Here is a 16,829-nt window from a genome sequence, read left to right on the forward strand (position 1 = left end):
GCGGCAGCCGCACGCGGCGCCGGTACGGCGCGCGGCACGGACGGCTGACCGCCCGGCGCGCTGCCGGCACCGACGGCCGGCTCGAACGCGAGCATGCGCAGCAGCGTCATCGTGAAACCCGCGTATTCGTCGGGCGCGAGGCCGAGTTCCGCGCGGCCGACCGTCGCGATCTGATAGAACAGCTGCACCTGTTCGGGGCTCAGCAGCTCGGCGAAGCGACGCAGATCGGCCGCTTCCGGCCATTCGTCGAGCACCGAGCCCGGCGCGAACTGCGCCCACGCGATCCGGTGCAGCAGGCTCGCGAGATCCTGCAGCGCGGTCGAGAACGACAGGCTGCGCAGCGACATTTCGTCGGCGATCGCGAGAATCTCGGGACCGCTGCCGGCCGCGAGCGCATCGAGCAGCCGCACCATGTAAGTCTGGTCGAGCGCGCCGAGCATGCCCGACACCGCCGCTTCGGTCACTTCGTTGGCCGAATAGGCGATCGCCTGGTCGGTCAACGACAGCGCGTCGCGCATGCTGCCCTGCGCCGCACGCGCGAGCAGACGCAGCGCCTGCGGCTCGAACGCGATGCGCTCTTCGCCGAGAATGCGCTCGAGATGCGACACGATGTGCCCGGCCGGCATCTGCTTCAGGTTGAACTGCAGGCAGCGCGACAACACCGTGACGGGAATCTTCTGCGGATCGGTGGTCGCGAGGATGAACTTCACATGCGGCGGCGGCTCCTCGAGCGTCTTCAGCATCGCGTTGAACGCGTGGTTCGTCAGCATGTGCACTTCGTCGATCATGTAGACCTTGAAGCGCGCATCGACCGGCGCGTACACCGCGCGCTCGAGCAGCGCGGCCATTTCGTCGACGCCGCGATTACTCGCAGCATCCATTTCGACGTAGTCGACGAAGCGGCCTTCGTCGATCTCGCGGCACGCACGGCAGACACCGCACGGCTGCGACGTCACGCCGGTTTCACAGTTGAGCGCCTTCGCGAAGATGCGCGACAGCGTCGTCTTGCCGACGCCGCGGGTGCCGGTGAACAGATACGCGTGATGAAGACGCCCGCCGTCGAGCGCGTGCGTGAGCGCCCTGACGACGTGCTCCTGGCCGACGAGCGAAGCGAAATCCTTCGGACGCCACTTGCGTGCGAGAACTTGATAGGTCATCGGGAAATTGTATCAGCAACGCTGCCGCGCGCCGACACGCGAAACGCCGCGCGCTGCGGCAATCGCGGCGCATGACGGCGCCTGACGACGCACGCGTCGCGACGGGCGAAACGCTCAGGACGATCGTCGACCAGATGCACGGCCGCGACTGCACCTGACAGCATCGAAACAGCGAAAACCGGGGAAACGAAAATCGACTGCAGAAACAAAAAACGCCCGACGAACGGGGCGAGGAGGAAGGTGACGAGCCCGACCCTCGGCACTGGCGGAAAACGGCTGTGGCTGCTTCGTTCCCGACCTGACCAGGTTCACCGGCCCACCATGCGAGGAGGCCCGTCACGGCGTATTCTATCACCGCTATGCGCCGAATGCGACCGTTTATTCGGCTGCGCCGCAAATCGGCGGATAAATGGCGCGCCGGTCGTGCCGCGGCGCATTGCCATCCGGCGCTCGCGCTTGCCGTGCGCTCTTGTATTTTGCGTGCACGCCTCCACCTGCCGATTGCAGCGGCCGAACGGCGCGTCGTACCCCTACTTGCAAAGCGGCTACTATCGCCGCCCGCAACGGATAGCAATTTAGGCTAATATGACGCCCGAACGACCCGCGAGCCGCGGTATGCAGCGCTTACGCCCTTCTTTCCCGGAGAGCGGAGCTACCTGCCGCAGCGGCCGGCTGCTTCGGCGGCCGGTGCGCCGCAACGCGCGAAGCAGGCAGTCCCCGAACCGAAAGAGGTATTGACCCAATGAGCGAACAGATCAAACACATCAGCGACGCATCGTTCGAACAGGACGTCGTCAAATCCGACAAGCCCGTCCTCGTCGACTTCTGGGCCGAATGGTGCGGTCCCTGCAAGATGATCGCCCCGATCCTCGACGAAGTCGCGAAAGACTACGGCGACAAGCTGCAGATCGCGAAGATCAACGTCGACGACAACCAGGCGACGCCAGCGAAGTTCGGCGTGCGCGGCATCCCGACGCTGATCCTGTTCAAGAACGGCGCGGCTGCCGCGCAGAAGGTCGGCGCGCTGTCGAAGTCGCAGCTCACCGCATTCCTGGACAGCCACCTGTAATACCGGCACGTCCCGCGGACGTGTTGTCAGCCGGCAACACGTCCGCCGCCGCACCGCCGATCGGCCGCTCAAGCGCGAATCGGCGTATGCTAGAATCAAAAAACGTCTACAAGACGCATTTAAGTCTCTGAGCGCTTCCGCTCGCCCTCCTCCCTTTATATCTTTCGTCGCATCTCCTCCCTGGCGGGTTCTCCGTATGCATTTATCCGAGCTCAAGTCTCTGCACGTCTCCGAACTGATCGAAATGGCCAACGGCCTCGAGATCGAAAACGCGAACCGCCTGCGCAAGCAGGAGCTGATGTTCGCCATTCTCAAAAAGCGCGCCAAGACGGGAGAGACGATCTTCGGCGACGGCACGCTCGAAGTGCTGCCGGACGGCTTCGGCTTCCTCCGCTCGCCGGAAATGTCGTACCTCGCGAGCACCGACGACATCTACATCAGCCCGTCGCAGATCCGCCGCTTCAACCTGCACACCGGCGACACGATCGAAGGCGAAGTCCGCACGCCGAAGGACGGCGAGCGCTACTTCGCGCTGGTGAAGGTCGACAAAGTCAACGGGCAGCCGCCCGAGGCCTCGAAACACAAGATCATGTTCGAGAACCTCACGCCGCTGCACCCGAACAAGCCGCTGTCGCTCGAGCGCGAAATGCGCGGCGAGGAAAACGTCACGGGCCGCATCATCGACATGATCGCGCCGATCGGCAAGGGCCAGCGCGGCCTGCTCGTCGCATCGCCGAAGTCGGGCAAGACCGTGATGCTTCAGCACATCGCGCATGCGATCAAGCAGAACCATCCGGACGTGATCCTGTTCGTGCTGCTGATCGACGAGCGCCCCGAAGAAGTGACCGAAATGCAGCGCTCGGTCGCGGGCGAAGTGATCGCGTCGACGTTCGACGAACCGGCCACGCGTCACGTGCAGGTCGCCGAAATGGTGATCGAGAAGGCCAAGCGTCTCGTCGAAATGAAGCATGACGTCGTGATCCTGCTCGACTCGATCACGCGTCTCGCACGCGCCTACAACACCGTGATCCCGGCGTCGGGCAAGGTGCTGACGGGCGGTGTCGACGCGAACGCGCTGCAGCGTCCGAAGCGCTTCTTCGGCGCGGCGCGCAACATCGAGGAAGGCGGCTCGCTGACGATCATCGGCACCGCGCTGATCGAAACCGGCAGCCGCATGGACGACGTCATCTACGAAGAGTTCAAGGGCACCGGCAACATGGAAGTGCACCTCGAGCGCCGTCTCGCGGAAAAGCGCGTCTATCCGTCGATCAACCTGAACAAGTCGGGCACGCGCCGCGAGGAAATGCTGATCAAGCCGGACATCCTTCAGAAGATCTGGGTGCTGCGCAAGTTCATCCACGACATGGACGAAGTCGAAGCGATGGAATTCCTGCTCGACAAGATCCGCCAGACGAAGAGCAACTCCGAGTTCTTCGATCTGATGCGCCGCGGCGGCTAAGCGCCGCTGCGCGCCCCGACGGCCGCCCGCGCCCTGCGCCGGCGGCCGTTTTTTCACGCCAACCTGAACGTGAACGTACAGGTTGATCTATAATGATGGATCGTCACGATCCGCGCTCCGTCCATGTCCGATGCCGCCTCCACCCCGCTGCTGACCGTTGGCGACGCCGCCGCGCGGCTCGGCGTCACGCCGCGCACGCTGAAGTATTACGAGGAGCGCGGGCTCGTCACGCCGTCGCGCAGCGAGGGCCGCTACCGCCTGTACGACGAAGCCGATCTCGAGCGCTTCGCGCGCATCCTGCGATTGCGCGCGCTCGGCTTCTCGCTGCACGGCATCACCGAAATGCTCAAGCGTCCGCTCGAGGAAACCGGCGACGGCCGGCGCCGCTATTCGGACACCTCGCTGCGCGAGATCCGCGCAGGGCTCGCCGAGCAGATCGCGACGCTCGATCGCCGGATCGCGGCCGTCCAGCGCGAGCTGAAGGAAGCGGTCGCGCTGCGCAAGGAGTTGCAGCACGACATCGACTACGTCGAACGACGCCTCGCCGGCGAGAACGCCGATGCACTGATCGCGCAACGGCGCGCCGAAGCCGGCGCACGGCACGGCAAGGGCCGCGCATGAACGTCACGTCCGGGCGCCCGCCGCTGTGGAGCCGCGCGAACCTGCGCGCGGACCTGTTCCCCTGGGCACTTGCGCTCGTCACCGGGCTCGACTACTTCGACAACGCGATCTTCTCGTTCTTCGCGAGCTATATCGCGGGCGGCATCAATGCGTCGCCGGACGAACTCGTATGGGCGTCGAGCGCGTATGCGGTCACGGCCGTGCTCGGCATCCTGCAGCAGCAATGGTGGGTCGACCGCCTCGGGCATCGCCGCTACGTCGCCGGCTGCATGCTGATGTTCTCGTTCGGCGCGATCGCGGCCGCGCTCGCCGATACGTCGCTCGAACTCGCGTTCGCGCGCGGCTTTCAGGGCTACTTCATCGGCCCGATGATGGGCGCGTGCCGGATCCTGATCCAGATCAGCTTCAAGCCTCAGACGAGGCCGCCCGCGACGCGCGCGTTCCTGATCATGATCCTGCTCGGCAGCGCGCTCGCGCCGATCGTCGGCGGGCTGTTCGTCGCGCATTCGACGTGGCGCGCACTGTTCGCGTGCACGGCGCCGGCCGGCATCGCGTTCGCGATCCTCGCGCTGCTCACGCTGCCCGACTCGGGCCGCACGCCGGACGACGAACGCGGCTCCGGACACTTCTGGCCGTACGTCGTATTCGCGCTCGCGCAAGGCGCGCTGCAGATCGTGATGCAGCAGGTGCACTACCAGCTGTACAGCGGCTCGCCGATGCTGATCGGCCTGACCGCCGCGGGGCTCGGCGCGCTCGCCTGGTTCGCGTATCAGCAGTGGAACCACCCGACGCCGCTCGTGCGGCTGCACGCGCTGCGCGAGCGCACGTTCCAGATCGGCCTGCTGCTCTACATGTTCTATTACTACGAGTCGACGGGCTTCAGCTATCTGTCGTCGCGCTTTCTCGAATCGGGGCTCGGCTATCCGGTCGAGAACGCCGGGCGGCTCGTCGGCACGATGTCGCTGATTTCGGCCACCGCGCTGTTCGCGTACCTGCGCTACGCGAAGCACGTCGCGCACAAGAAATGGTTCGTCGTGCCGGGCTTCGCGATCGCGATCGTCGCGACGCTATGGATGACGCGGCTCACGCCGCAAGTCGGCGAGGCCGCGCTCGTCGTGCCGCTGCTGTTGCGCGGCCTGCTGCTGCTGTTCATCGTGCTGCCGGTCGCGAACCTCACGTTCCGGATCTTCGCGATCGACGAGTACACGCACGGCTATCGGCTCAAGAACATCGTGCGGCAGCTGACGATCACGTTCGCGACGTCGTCGGTGATCATCGTCGAGCAACATCGGCTCGCGGTGCACCAGACGCGGCTCGTCGAACGCGCGAACGTGTTCGACCCGCTGTTCCGGCAGACGCTCGACACGCTCGCGAACGGTTATGCGGCGGCCGGCCACGCGGCGACCGAAGCGCACGGCCTCGCCGTCGCGTCGATCGCGCGGATGGTCGCGCAGCAGGCGTCGTTTCTCGCCTCGCTCGACGGCTTCTACTTCCTCGCCGGCGTCGCGCTCGTCGGCGGCGTGTTCGCGGCATGGCAAAAAGAGATCGATTGAGTTAAAAGACAGGCTTTGGATTTCCGCGCGCCGCCTCCATGCTTTCGAAACTGACCCGCTGGCTCGACGATCGCCGCCGCGATCGCGCGCTGCGCAGCCATCCGATTCCGGACACGCTGTGGCACGACACCGTGGCACGCCTGCCGTTCCTCGACGCGTTGTCGCCCGACGATCTCGGCCGGCTGCGCGAACTGACGAGCCTGTTCATCGCGAAGAAATCGTTCTCCACGGCGCACGGGCTCGAGCTGACCGACGCGATGATCGTCGCGATCGCCGCGCAGGCGTGCCTGCCCGTGCTGAATCTCGATCTGTCGCTCTACGACGGCTGGGTCGGCGTCGTGGTGTATCCGGGCGAGTTCGTGATCCGCAAGACCGTGCAGGACGAGGACGGCGTCGTGCACGAGGTCGAGCAGGATGCGAGCGGCGAGGCGTGGGAAGGCGGCCCCGTGATCCTGTCGTGGGAAGACGCGCAGATGACCGACGGCCGCGACGCGTACAACGTCGTGATCCACGAATTCGCGCACAAGATCGACATGGTCAACGGCGCGGCCGACGGCTACCCGCCGCTGTTTCGCCGCTGGCATGCGCCGCACCTCGATGCGCAGACCTGGGCCGACGTGTTCGACAACGCATACGACCAGTTCTGCGCGCGCGTCGACGCCGTGCCGGACCGCGCCTGGGCGCGCTTCGAGCGCGACTCCCTGATCGATCCGTACGCGGCCGACCATCCGTCCGAGTTCTTTGCGGTTTGCAGCGAAGCGCTGTTCGTGCGGCCGCAAGCGTTCGAGTCCGAATTTCCGGAGCTGTACCGGCTGCTCGCCCGCTACTACCGGCAAGATCCGGCGCGCGCGGGCGCGCTCGACGCGGCGTGAAAATTATTCGTCAACCGTCTGATTTTCTGGCATAATCGCCGTTTTTCGACCTTAGGCAAGTGGCTCGCGCCGGGCTTGACGGTCGCCGATACGCGCACAGCGCGCCAATCGGCACGGCAAGCGGCGGGTTGGCTACCGCTCTCACCAAGGAAAATCATGAAACCTGGCATTCACCCGGATTACCGCGAAGTCGTCTTCCAAGACATGTCGAACGGCTTCAAGTTCATCACGCGTTCGACGATCCAGACGCGCGAAACCATCGAGCTCGAAGGCAAGACCTACCCGCTCGCGAAGATCGAAGTGTCGTCGGAATCGCACTCGTTCTACACGGGTCAGCAAAAGATCATGGACACGGCCGGCCGCGTCGAGAAGTTCAAGAACAAGTTCGGTTCGCGCGCAAGCGGCAAGGTCGCGAAGTAAGCTTCGCACCGCAGCCGGTGGCTGCAACGCACCGGTCTCCGCACAAAAGGGCAGCCTCGGCTGCCCTTTTTTGTCTCCGCGCGTCCGGCACACGGCCCGGCCCGCGAGCCCGCCATGATCTGCCGCGCGCGCGTGCGCGCGTCTACAATGCCGGATGCTCGAAACCGGCCCGGCCGCGCGGCCGCCCGCTCATCACACATCGTTCATCTGCATGAAGCCTGTCGTCCGTCTCACCGCCTCCGCCACGCGCGCGCTGCCGCGCTGGCTGCTGCTCACGCTTTGCTTCGTCTACGCGGCGTTCGGCCTGTTCGGCCGAGATCCGTGGAAGAACGAGGACGCGGCGGGCTTCGGCGTAATGTGGACGATGGCGACCGGCCACCACGACGACTGGCTGCTGCCGAACCTCGTCGGCAAGTTCATCACGAGCGACGGGCCGCTCGGCTACTGGCTCGGCGCGCTGTCGATCCGCGCGCTGGCGCCCTGGGTCGATGCGAGCAACGCGTCGCGCGTCGATACCGGCATCTGGTTCTGCGTCGCGTGCGCGTTCGTCTGGTATGCGGCCTACCTGCTCGGCCGACGCGCCGAAGTCCAGCCGTTCAAATACGCGTTCGGCGGCGAGCCCGAGCCGCGCGACTACGGCCGCACGCTCGCCGACGGCGCGCTGCTGATCCTCGTCGCGTGCTTCGGCCTCGCGGAGCGCGGACACGAAACGACACCGCAGCTCGCGCAGTTCGCGTGGATCGCGATGCTCGTCTACGGCATCGTGCGCGGCATCGACAAGCCGCTGCAAGGCGCGCTCTGCTGGGGTGCGGCGATCGGCCTCGTCGGCTTGTCGGGCAACCCGGTGCTCGTCGTCGCGCTGCTCGCCGGCACGGCCGCGCTGTGGCTCGTCACGCCCGAGATGCGCAACCTGCGCCTGCCGCTCGTCGGCGTGCCGGTCGCGATCGCGATCTTCGCGCTGTGGCCGGTCGCCGCGTTCATCGCAGCGCCCGACGACGCCGCGTGGTTCTTCAACCAGTGGATCCACGGCAGCCTGATGCGCTTCTCGGGCCCGCCGACCGCGGTGCTCGGCTATGCGGCGAAGAACCTGCCGCTGTTTACGTGGCCCGCATGGCCGCTCGCGATCTGGGCGTGGTGGAGCTGGGCCGGAATGCGCCGGCGCGCGCACATCGCGATTCCGCTGTCGGTCGTCGTGCCGCTCGTCGCGCTCGTGATCCTGCAAAGCCAGCAGTCGAACCGCATGTACATGCTGCTGCTGCCGCCGCTCGCGGTGCTCGCGACGTTCGCGCTGCCGACGCTCAAGCGCGGCGCGATCAACGCGATCGACTGGTTCGCGGTGCTCAGCTTCACGATCCTCGGCACCTTCGTGTGGCTCGTGTGGCTCGCCTCGCTGACCGGTTTCCCGCATCCGCTCGCGCGCAACCTCGGGCGGCTGCTGCCGGGCTACGAGCCGCATTTCAACGCGCTGTCGTTCGCCTGTGCGGTCGTCGTCACGGTGTGCTGGTGCGTGCTCGCGCGCTGGCGCATCTCGCGGCAGCCGAAGGTGCTCTGGCGCAGCGTCGTGCTGTCGGGCGCGGGCACCACGCTGATGTGGGTGCTGCTGATGACGCTGTGGCTGCCGATCGTCAACTACGGCCGGACCTACCGCGACGTCGCGCAGCAGATCGCGACGCACCTGCCGGCCGACTACCAATGCATTTCGCCCGTGCGGCTCGGCGATGCGCAGATCGCGACGTTCGCCTATTTCGGCAACATGCACTTCGATTTCACCGAAGACTGCGACGTGATCCTGCGCCAGGACCGCGCGGACTTCGGCGAGCCGAGCGCAATGTCGCAATTCGTGTGGCGTCTCGTATGGGAAGGCCGCCGCGTCGCCGACCGCGACGAGCGCTTCCGCCTGTATGAGCGCATCGAGCGGCCGAAGACGCCGGTCAAGCGGCGCGCGCCGCATCGCCGGGCGGCCGGTTGACGATGTTCGCGGACATCCGTCGCATCGTCGGTCTCGCGTGGCCGGTGCTCGTCGGCCAGCTCGCGATCATCGCGTTCGGCGTGATCGACACCGCGATGGTCGGCCGCTATTCGGCCGTCGACCTCGCCGCGCTCGGGCTCGGCTCGTCGATCTACGTGTCCGTCTATATCGGGCTGACCGGCATCCTGTCCGCGCTGCAGCCGATCGCGGGCCAGCTCTACGGCGCGCGGCGCTATGCCGAGATCGGCGAGGAAGTGCGCCAGGCGCTGTGGCTCGCCGGGCTGCTCGCGACACCCGGCTTCCTGTTGCTGCATTTTCCCGAACCGCAGCTGCGCGTCGCGCACGCGCCGCCGGCGCTTCACGACCGCACCGTCGACTATCTGCGCATCCTGTCGTACGGGCTGCCGGCGAGCCTCGTATTCCGCATTTACAACGCGTTGACCAACGCGGCCGGCAAGCCGCGGCTCGCGATGATCCTGCAGATCGGCGCACTGCTGCTGAAGTTTCCGCTCAACGTCTGGTTCATCTTCGGCGGCTTCGGCATACCGGCGCTCGGCGGCGCCGGCTGCGGGCTCGCCAGCACGCTGATCAACTGGGCGCTCGCGCTGATCGGCTTCGCGCTGCTCGCGAGGCTCGACGTGTTCGCGCCGCTCGCGATCTTCTCGCGCTTCTGCTGGCCCGTCTGGACGCGCCAGAAAGCGCTGCTGAAACTCGGCGTGCCGATGGGGCTGTCCTACCTGATCGAAGTCACGTCGTACACCTGCATGGCGCTGTTCATCGCGCAGTTCGGCACGACGACGCTGGCCGGCCACCAGATCGCCGGCAACGTCGGCGCCGTGCTGTACATGACGCCGTTGTCGATCGGCGTCGCCGCCTCGACGCTCGTCGCGCGCGCGCTCGGTGCGGGCCGGCCCGACGAAGCGCGGCTGCTCGGCCGGCACGGCGTGATCCTCGCCTGCGCGATCGCCGCCGCGTACGGCGTGCTCGTGTTCGTGCTGCGGCCGTTGATCATCGGCGGCTACACGCCGAATCCGGCCGTCGCGGCCGCCGCGATGCCGCTCGTCGCGATCGTGACCTGCTACGACTTCTTCGACGCGCTGCAGATTACCTCCGCGTTCGTGCTGCGCGCGTACAAGGTCGCGGTCGTGCCGACCGTGATCTACGCGGTCGCGCTCTGGGGCGTCGGCCTCGGCGGCGGCTATCTGCTCGGCTTCGACGTCGGCGGCATCGCGCCCGCGTCGCTCGTCGGCGCGCGCGGCTTCTGGTTCGCGAACACGGTCAGCCTGATGCTCGCGGGCGTCGGGCTCGCGCTGTACCTGCGCCGCGTGAGCCGCCTGCACGTGTCCGCCGGCACCTGAGCCACGGCCCGCTACGCGGGCAACAGCACGTCTGCCGCGTGATACGAGGAGCGCACGAGCGGGCCGGCGACCACTTCCGCGAAACCGAGCGCCAGCCCCTCGTCGCGCCATGCCGCGAACGCCTCCGGGCTCACGTAGCGCCGCACCGGCAGATGATGCGCGGACGGCGCGAGATACTGGCCGAGCGTCAGGACGTCGACACCGTGCGCGCGCAGGTCGCGCATCGTCGCGCGCACCTCGTCGTCGCCTTCGCCGAGCCCGAGCATCAATCCCGATTTCGTGACGAGCGCCGGCCGCGCGCCCTTCGCACGCGCGAGCAGATCGAGCGAGCCGCGATAGTCGGCGCCGGGCCGCGCCGCGCGATACAGCGAGGGCACCGTCTCGATGTTGTGGTTGAACACGTCGGGCCATGCCTGCGACAGCGCGTCGAGCGCACGATCGATGCGGCCGCGGAAATCGGGCACCAGCACCTCGACGCCGATCCCCGGCACGCTCGCGCGCACCGCCGCGATGCAGGCGGCGAAATGCGCGGCGCCGCCGTCGCGCAGATCGTCGCGGTCGACCGACGTGATCACGACGTAGCGCAGCGCGAGCGCGGCGACCGCCTCCGCGAGCCGGGCGGGCTCGTCCGGATCGAGCGGCTCCGGACGGCCGTGCGCGACGTCGCAGAACGGGCAGCGGCGCGTACAGAGCCCGCCCATGATCATGAAGGTCGCCGTGCGCTGCGCAAAACATTCGCCGATGTTCGGACACATCGCTTCCTCGCATACGGAATGCAGCCGATGCGCGCGCAGCACGGCCGCCATGTCGGCGACGGCCGCGCTCATCATCGGCCGTGCGCGCAGCCACGGCGGCTTGGGCAGCGCCGTACCGTCGGCGAGCTCGACCCGCACGGGAATGCGCGCGAGCTTGTCGCGGCTGCGCGCGCCCGGCTGGCCGAGCGCGGTGAGGCTGGGTCGTTCGAGCGCGGCAGCCATCGTCAGTCTCCGAGAAACGCGACGATCAGCCGGTTCACGTCGGCCGCCGCTTCCATCTGCACCATGTGCCCGCTGCCGGCGATCAGCTCGGTGCGCACGCCGTCCGGCAAACCCTGCGCGTGCTGCGCCGGAATCACCTGGTCGCGCTCGCCCCAGATCACGAGCGTGCGCGGCGCGAGCGACGCAAGCCGGTCGCGGAACACGCGCCGCTGCGTCGCGCCGTCGAACGCGGCGTTCGCGATCTTCTCGAGCGCGGCCTGCACGCCTTCGAGCCGCTTGTATTTGACGAGATCGTCGACGAGCTGTCGCGTGACGAGCGCGCTGTCCGCGAACAGCGCGCCGAGATGCGGCTTCAGCGTATTGCGGCTGTTGCCGGCGACGAAGCCGTCGATGTAGTCGCGGTTGATCTCGGCACCGAGGCCTGCGCTCGCGATCAGCGTCAGCGACGCGACGCGCGCCGGCGCACGCTCGGCGACCGTCATCGCGACCGCGCCGCCCATCGAATGGCCGATCAGGTGCGCACGCTCGATGTCCTTCGCGTCGAGCAGCGCCAGCACGGCGTCGGCCAGCTCGTCGAGGCTGCCGCTCTCGACCGCCTTGCCCGACTCGCCGTGACCGGGCAGATCGAGCGCCCACACCGGCCGGTGCGCCGCCAGTTCCGCATGGTTGAACAGCCAGTTGTTCAGGTCGCCGCCGAAGCCGTGGATCAGCACGGCCGGCGTGCCGGCGCCGTCGCCGAGCTTCAGGAAGCGCATCGTGCGGCCGCCGATCTGCGCCTTCTCCGGTTGTGGGCCGGCCGCTTCGTCGGCCGCCGCGCTCGGCGTGTAGTCGCGCTGGAATGCCGCGATCGCCGCGTCGATGTCGGCATCGCTTACGTCGGCCGCGGCGACCACGCCGAGCAGCGCGCCGACCGGCAGCGTTTCGCCCTCCTGAGCGACCTGCCGGCGCAGCGTGCCGTCGAATGCGCATTCGACGCCCGACGAGATCTTGTCGGTTTCGACGTCGAGCACCTCGTCGCCCTTCGACACGCGTTCGCCGACCGCCTTCAGCCAGCCGTTGACCTGCCCCTGCTCCATCGACAGCCCCCACTTGGGCATCGTGATCATGTGAATCGACATCGTCTCAGCTCCTCGTTTTCAGCACGGCCTGCGCGATTGCATCGGCAGACGGGATATACAGGTCCTCGAGCACGCCGGCGAACGGCGCGGGCGTGTGCGGCGCGGTCACGAGCTCGATCGGCGCCTGCAGCGAACGGAACGCGCGCTGCGCGACGAGCGCGGCGATGTCGGTCGCGATCGAGCAGCGCGGGTTCGCTTCGTCGACGACCACCACGCGCCCGGTGCGTGCCGCGCTTTCGAGAATCGTTTCCTCGTCGAGCGGCGACGTCGTGCGCAGGTCGATCACGTCGACCTGAATGCCGTCCTTCGCGAGCTTCGCGGCGGCGTCCATCGCGACATGCACCATCCGGCCGTAGGTGACGATCGTCGCGTCGTCGCCGTCGCGCACGACGTTCGCCTCGCCGAACGGAATGGCATAGGATTCCTCGGGCACGTCGCCTTCGCGCGTGTAGAGCAGCTTGTGCTCGAGGAAGATCACCGGATCGTTGTCGCGGATCGACTGGATCAGCAGCCCCTTCGCGTCGTACGGCGTCGACGGGCACACGACCTTCAGCCCCGGAATGTGCGTAAACAGCGACGTGAGCATCTGCGAGTGCTGCGCGGCCGCGCGCAGGCCCGCGCCGTACATCGCGCGGATCACGACCGGCGTGACGGCCTTGCCGCCGAACATGTAGCGGAATTTCGCGGCCTGGTTGAAGATCTGGTCGAAGCACACGCCCATGAAGTCGACGAACATCAGCTCGGCAACGGGCCGCATCCCGCACGCGGCGGCGCCGACCGCCGCGCCGATGTAGCCGCCTTCGGACAGCGGCGTGTCGAGCACGCGGCCCGGAAACTTGTGGAACAACCCCTTCGTCACGCCGAGCACGCCGCCCCATGCGTCGTCCTCGCCGGGCGCGCCCGCGCCGCCCGCATTGTCCTCGCCCATCACGATCACGCTGTCGTCGCGCGCCATCTCCTGCGCGAGCGCCTCGTTGATCGCCTGCGAATAAGTGATCTTCCTTGCCATGTCTGTCTCCTGGAATGTTCGGTTCGCCGTGTCGGCCGCTGCATTGCGCGCGGTTCGGCCGCGCTCACGGATACGACACGTAGACGTCGGTCAGCAGGTCGGCCGCATCCGGCAGCGGCGCGGCCTTCGCTTCGGCCACCGCGTCGTCGATCAGCGCCTTCACCTGCGCGTCGACTGCGCGCAGCTCGTCCGTCGTCAGCACTTCGGCGCGCACGACGCGCGATTCGAAATGCTTCAGGCAGTCCTTCTCGTCGCGCAGCTTCTGCACTTCGCCGGGCGCGCGATAGGTCTGCGCGTCGCCTTCGAAGTGGCCGAAGTAGCGCGAGAACTTCACCTCGACGAGCGTTGGGCCGCCGCCGTTGCGCGCGCGCTCGACGGCTTCGCCGAGCGCCTCGTGCACGGCAAAGAAGTCGAAGCCGTCGACGATCACGCCCGGCATGCCGAAGCCGTTCGCGCGATCGGCGATGTTGTCGGTCGCGACCGACCAGCTCGACGAGGTCGCTTCCGCGTAGCCGTTGTTCTCGGCGACGAAGATCGCGGGCAGCCGCCACACCGACGCGAGGTTCATCGATTCGAAGATCACGCCCTGGTTCGATGCGCCGTCGCCGAAGAAGCAGACGCCGACGCCGCCCGTCTTCTTCTGCTTGGCCGCGAGCGCCGCGCCGCAAACGAGCGGGCCGCCGGCGCCCACGATCCCGTTGGCGCCGAGCATCCCCATCGACAGGTCGGCGATGTGCATCGAGCCGCCCTTGCCGTGACAGACGCCGGTCTTCTTCCCGTAGATTTCGGCCATCATCCCGCGCACGTCGACGCCCTTCGCGATGCAGTGGCCGTGGCCGCGGTGCGTCGTCGCGACGTAGTCGGCGACGCCGAGGTGCAGCATCGTGCCGACCGCGGACGCCTCCTCGCCCGCATACAGGTGAACGAAGCCGGGAATCTCGCCGGTCGCGAACTCGACGTGCAGGCGCTCCTCGAATTCGCGAATCGTGCGCATCAGCCGGTATGCCTCCAGCAGCGTGTCCCTGCTGAGCTGTGTCGAAACGGACATGTGTGTCTCCTTGGGTTGGTCTGACTGCGAATGCCGCCGCGGCGCTGCCGCGGCAACGGATTGCGCGACTGCGGCCCGCGCGTGCCGGTTGCGGCCGTCAGTGAAACGTGAAGCCGCCGTCGACGTTCACGGCCTGCCCGGTCACGTTGTCCATCGTCGCGAAGAACAGCGCGAGGCGGCCCATGTCTTCGGGCGTCTGCGCGCGGCCTTGCGGAATCAGCGTCAGCTGATGCCGCTGCCACGATTCCTCGACCGACTCGCCGTCCGCCTTCCATTCGTCGGAAAGCCGGTCCCACATGTAGGTGCGCACGATGCCCGGGCAGATCGCGTTGACGGTGATGCCGTCGCGCGCGACTTCCTTCGCGAGCGCGTTCGTGAAGCCGACGACCGCGAACTTCGAGGCGCTGTAGTGCGCGAGATTCGGAAAGCCTTCCTTGCCGGCAATCGACGCGACGTTGACGATCCGGCCGCTGCGTTGCGTCTTCAGATGCGGCAGCGCCGCGCGGCAGCCGAGAAACGTGCCCTTCGCGTTCACATCCATCACGAAATCCCAGTCGCGCTCGCTCAGCTGGTCGACCGGGTGGATGCTGATCACGCCTGCGCAGTTGACGAGGATGTCGAGCCGGCCGAGTTCGGCAAGCGCCTGCGCGACCATCGCGTCGACCTGCGCGGACTGCGTGACGTCGACCTTCGCGACCGCCGCACGGCGGCCGAGCGCACGCACTTCGCGCGCCGTGGAATCGAGCGCGTCGTCGAGCAGATCGGCGAGCAGAATGTCGGCGCCCGCGCCGGCGAGCGTCAGCGCGATTCCGCGGCCGATGCCGCGCGCGCCGCCGGTGACGATCGCGACCTGTCCTTCGAGAGCGGTTGTCATGGCACTGTCTCCTCGTGAATGGGAAAAGCTATGCATGCGCGTCGGTGCGTTCAGTTGCGCCATGCGGGAACGTCGCGCAGCAGCTGACGCGACGCCGCGTAGCGCAGCGTGCGGCCGACGTCGACGGTGAGCGGGCCGCGCCAGTCGAGCGCGATCTCGTAGCGGTCGCCGCGCGCGACTTCGATCTCGCGTTCGCCGTCGAACGCGAGCGTGCCGTGCTCGAATGGAATCGGCTGCCACGCGTTCGGCTCGAGCCGTTCGCAGCTGCGCATCACGACGCGGTCGACGCGGCCCGGCGCGATCGGTGCGACGAGCGGTGTGCCGGCCGTCTTCCCTTCGCCGGCGAAACGCATCGCGAGCCCGTGCGGCGCGCTGCGCTCGAGCGGCGCCCACGCGCCGCCGAGCGCCGACAGCCCGATGCCGTCCGGCTCCGCGAAGGTCAGATAAAGCGTGTCGATGTCGTCGGGCCCCGAGATCGCGCGTGCGCCGACGAAGCGCTGCCGTGCGGCGCAGACGTCGACGAGCGCGATCTCCTCGCGCCCCGGCTGCGGGCCGGCCGCGCAGCGCACGACGAGCCGCTTGTTGCGCGCGAACGCGACGTCGGGCGGCACCGCGCCAGTGGCGGCGAGACCGGCCGCGACGCCGGCGACGGTCGCCTCGCGCTGCTCGGGAAACGCGTTGTTGGTGCCGGTCGACAGCGCGACGAGCGGTGTCGTGCCGCAATGGGCGGCGACCGCACGATGCGTGCCGTCGCCGCCGAGCACGACGATCAGCGCAACTTCGTGGCGATGCAGATAAGCGGCGCCCGCATGCGTGTCGGCGACCGTATCGGTGATCGGCAGGTCGACGAATTGGACGTCCGGCCAGCGCGCGTCGCCGCCCACCGCACGATGCGTATCGAGTGCGCGCAGCAGCAGCGTCGCGATGCCGGTGCGGTCGCGCAGCGTCAGCACGCGCTCGACGCCCATCGCGCCGAGGCCGGCCAGCAGGCGCACGATCATGTTCGCCTTCTCGGCGGTCGGAAACACCGATGCATGCGTGGTGAGGCGGCGAATGTCGCGCCCCGAAGCGGGGTTCGCGATCACGCCGACGGTAACGGGCGTCGTCACGGGCTTTGTCTCCATCCAGTCGGCCGGCGCCGGCGCTGTCGCGCCCGCGGCGGCCCTGCGTTACGTCCGCGGCCTGCGAAGGGCCGCGGATCGTCGTCGCCGACGCCATCGCGCCGGTCTTGCCCGTGATCTCTGCAAGCGATGTGCCAGCATGCGCGCGATCGGCGCGGCACCCGCGCCGGCGCTGGCGCGGCGGCCGCGCGCGGCATGCGAATG

At 67.9% G+C, this 16,829-nt stretch carries 15 protein-coding genes and 1 other RNA gene; 8 read left to right on the forward strand and 8 right to left on the reverse strand.

Going from position 1 to position 16,829, the window contains the following annotated elements; translation table 11 throughout:
• Together dnaX and ffs are read right to left on the reverse strand one after the other, a co-directional pair.
• A partial coding sequence (dnaX, locus tag HMPREF3115_RS23850; RefSeq protein ID WP_070556354.1) for a DNA polymerase III subunit gamma/tau occupies positions 1 to 1,157 on the reverse strand: 1,157 nt, incomplete at its 3' end.
• A 239-nt stretch (positions 1,158 to 1,396) separates the two neighbouring features.
• An RNA gene (ffs, locus tag HMPREF3115_RS23855) (signal recognition particle sRNA small type) lies at positions 1,397 to 1,495 on the reverse strand.
• Positions 1,496 to 1,899: 404 nt separating this feature from the next.
• Between ffs and trxA the strand changes: the two genes are divergently transcribed.
• The 8 genes from trxA (at position 1,900) to HMPREF3115_RS23895 (ending at position 10,478) form a co-directional block, all read left to right on the forward strand.
• Positions 1,900 to 2,226, forward strand: coding sequence for a thioredoxin TrxA (gene trxA / locus HMPREF3115_RS23860; protein ID WP_006402348.1), 327 nt, complete (start codon positions 1,900 to 1,902; stop codon positions 2,224 to 2,226).
• Positions 2,227 to 2,422: 196 nt separating this feature from the next.
• The gene (rho, locus tag HMPREF3115_RS23865) at positions 2,423 to 3,685 is read left to right on the forward strand and encodes a transcription termination factor Rho (RefSeq protein ID WP_006402347.1); all 1,263 of its coding nucleotides are present in this window, start codon (positions 2,423 to 2,425) and stop codon (positions 3,683 to 3,685) included.
• Positions 3,686 to 3,808: 123 nt separating this feature from the next.
• On the forward strand, positions 3,809 to 4,306 hold the full coding sequence (locus HMPREF3115_RS23870; RefSeq protein WP_070556356.1) for a MerR family transcriptional regulator: 498 nt from the start codon (positions 3,809 to 3,811) through the stop codon (positions 4,304 to 4,306).
• On the forward strand, positions 4,303 to 5,859 hold the full coding sequence (locus HMPREF3115_RS23875; RefSeq protein ID WP_070556361.1) for an MFS transporter: 1,557 nt from the start codon (positions 4,303 to 4,305) through the stop codon (positions 5,857 to 5,859). Before HMPREF3115_RS23870 ends, HMPREF3115_RS23875 begins: the two co-directional genes overlap by 4 nt.
• 38 nt (positions 5,860 to 5,897) lie before the next feature.
• Positions 5,898 to 6,731, forward strand: a complete 834-nt coding sequence (locus tag HMPREF3115_RS23880; RefSeq protein ID WP_006409107.1) for a M90 family metallopeptidase — start codon at positions 5,898 to 5,900, stop codon at positions 6,729 to 6,731.
• Between the two features lie 156 nt (positions 6,732 to 6,887).
• Positions 6,888 to 7,151, forward strand: coding sequence for a type B 50S ribosomal protein L31 (locus HMPREF3115_RS23885; protein ID WP_006402343.1), 264 nt, complete (start codon positions 6,888 to 6,890; stop codon positions 7,149 to 7,151).
• A gap of 211 nt (positions 7,152 to 7,362) precedes the next feature.
• Positions 7,363 to 9,120 carry an ArnT family glycosyltransferase gene (locus HMPREF3115_RS23890; protein WP_170933520.1) on the forward strand — a complete coding sequence of 586 codons (1,758 nt, stop codon included), beginning with the start codon at positions 7,363 to 7,365 and terminating at the stop codon, positions 9,118 to 9,120.
• Positions 9,121 to 9,122: 2 nt separating this feature from the next.
• A complete protein-coding gene (locus HMPREF3115_RS23895; protein ID WP_070556362.1) occupies positions 9,123 to 10,478 on the forward strand; it encodes an MATE family efflux transporter in 1,356 nt (451 codons plus the stop codon).
• Positions 10,479 to 10,489: 11 nt separating this feature from the next.
• Here HMPREF3115_RS23895 and lipA read toward each other — a convergent pair whose 3' ends face one another.
• From lipA to HMPREF3115_RS23925, 6 genes are all read right to left on the reverse strand, one after another.
• A complete protein-coding gene (lipA, locus tag HMPREF3115_RS23900) occupies positions 10,490 to 11,455 on the reverse strand; it encodes a lipoyl synthase (RefSeq protein ID WP_006407817.1) in 966 nt (321 codons plus the stop codon).
• Between the two features lie 2 nt (positions 11,456 to 11,457).
• Entirely contained in the window at positions 11,458 to 12,573 is a 1,116-nt protein-coding gene (locus tag HMPREF3115_RS23905) for an acetoin dehydrogenase dihydrolipoyllysine-residue acetyltransferase subunit (protein ID WP_070556363.1), read from the reverse strand.
• A 4-nt stretch (positions 12,574 to 12,577) separates the two neighbouring features.
• Positions 12,578 to 13,582, reverse strand: a complete 1,005-nt coding sequence (locus HMPREF3115_RS23910) for an alpha-ketoacid dehydrogenase subunit beta (RefSeq protein WP_006402333.1) — start codon at positions 13,580 to 13,582, stop codon at positions 12,578 to 12,580.
• 64 nt (positions 13,583 to 13,646) lie between these two features.
• Entirely contained in the window at positions 13,647 to 14,630 is a 984-nt protein-coding gene (locus HMPREF3115_RS23915; protein ID WP_006407815.1) for a thiamine pyrophosphate-dependent dehydrogenase E1 component subunit alpha, read from the reverse strand.
• A 97-nt stretch (positions 14,631 to 14,727) separates the two neighbouring features.
• Complete coding sequence (locus tag HMPREF3115_RS23920) at positions 14,728 to 15,504, reverse strand: SDR family NAD(P)-dependent oxidoreductase (RefSeq protein ID WP_006409105.1); 777 nt, start codon at positions 15,502 to 15,504, stop codon at positions 14,728 to 14,730.
• Positions 15,505 to 15,554: 50 nt separating this feature from the next.
• A complete protein-coding gene (locus tag HMPREF3115_RS23925; protein ID WP_070556364.1) occupies positions 15,555 to 16,613 on the reverse strand; it encodes an ATP-NAD kinase family protein in 1,059 nt (352 codons plus the stop codon).
• Positions 16,614 to 16,829 lie beyond the last annotated feature (216 nt).

Source organism: Burkholderia sp. HMSC10F09 (genome assembly GCF_001806955.1).
GTDB lineage: Bacteria > Pseudomonadota > Gammaproteobacteria > Burkholderiales > Burkholderiaceae > Burkholderia > Burkholderia multivorans.